This window comes from Bacillus sp. LR--39 (assembly GCF_053613335.1).
Genome location: NZ_JBSIOT010000283.1, coordinates 1 through 1,139, shown reverse-complemented (window position 1 = coordinate 1,139; position 1,139 = coordinate 1). Strand labels below are relative to the sequence as shown.

The 1,139-nt window shown below is 44.5% G+C and carries 1 protein-coding gene; it reads left to right on the top strand.

Features of this window, described 5'->3' with window-relative positions; translation table 11 throughout:
• Window positions 1-112 precede the first annotated feature (112 nt).
• The coding region (gene oxdC / locus ACWHAR_RS22535; RefSeq protein ID WP_452087887.1) for an oxalate decarboxylase at window positions 113-1,139 on the top strand (1,027 nt) is incomplete at its 3' end.

Sequence of the window (1,139 nt, the reverse complement as noted above, 5' to 3'; positions counted from 1 at the left end):
TCAAAGTTGACTTTTCGCTGATTTTTTTCACTTAACAAAACAGAAGGGAAAACGAAAGGCCTTTCACCTTCTCTTTCTGCTATCACAATTAAATGTAAGGAGGAAACATTTCATGAAAAAACAAAATGACATTCCGCAGCCAATTAGAGGAGACAAAGGAGCAACGGTAAAAATCCCGCGCAATATTGAAAGAGACCGGCAAAATCCTGATATGCTCGTTCCGCCTGAAACCGATCATGGCACCGTCAGCAATATGAAGTTTTCGTTCTCTGATACTCATAACCGATTAGAAAAAGGCGGATATGCCCGTGAAGTGACAGTACGTGAATTGCCGATTTCAGAAAACCTTGCATCCGTAAATATGCGGCTGAAGCCAGGTGCGATTCGCGAGCTTCACTGGCATAAAGAAGCTGAATGGGCTTATATGATTTACGGAAGTGCAAGAGTCACAATTGTAGATGAAAAAGGGCGCAGCTTTATTGACGATGTAGGTGAAGGAGACCTTTGGTACTTCCCGTCAGGCCTGCCGCACTCCATCCAAGCGCTGGATGAGGGAGCTGAGTTCCTGCTCGTGTTTGACGATGGATCATTCTCTGAAAACAGCACGTTCCAGCTGACAGATTGGCTTGCCCACACTCCAAAAGAAGTCATTGCTGCGAACTTCGGCGTGACAAAAGAAGAGATTGCCAATTTACCTGGCAAAGAAAAATATATATTTGAAAACCAACTTCCTGGCAGCTTAAAAGATGATATTGTGGAAGGGCCGAATGGCGAAGTGCCTTATCCATTTACTTACCGCCTTCTTGAACAAGAGCCGATCGCATCTGAGGGAGGAAAAGTATACATTGCAGATTCGACAAACTTCAAAGTGTCTAAAACCATCGCATCAGCACTCGTAACAGTAGAACCCGGCGCCATGAGAGAACTGCACTGGCATCCGAATACCCATGAATGGCAATACTACATCTCCGGTAAAGCTAGAATGACCGTTTTTGCATCTGACGGCCATGCCAGAACGTTTAATTACCAAGCCGGTGATGTCGGGTATGTGCCATTTGCAATGGGTCATTACGTTGAAAACATCGGTGATGAACCGCTTCTCTTTTTAGAAATCTTCAAAAACGACCATTATGCTGATG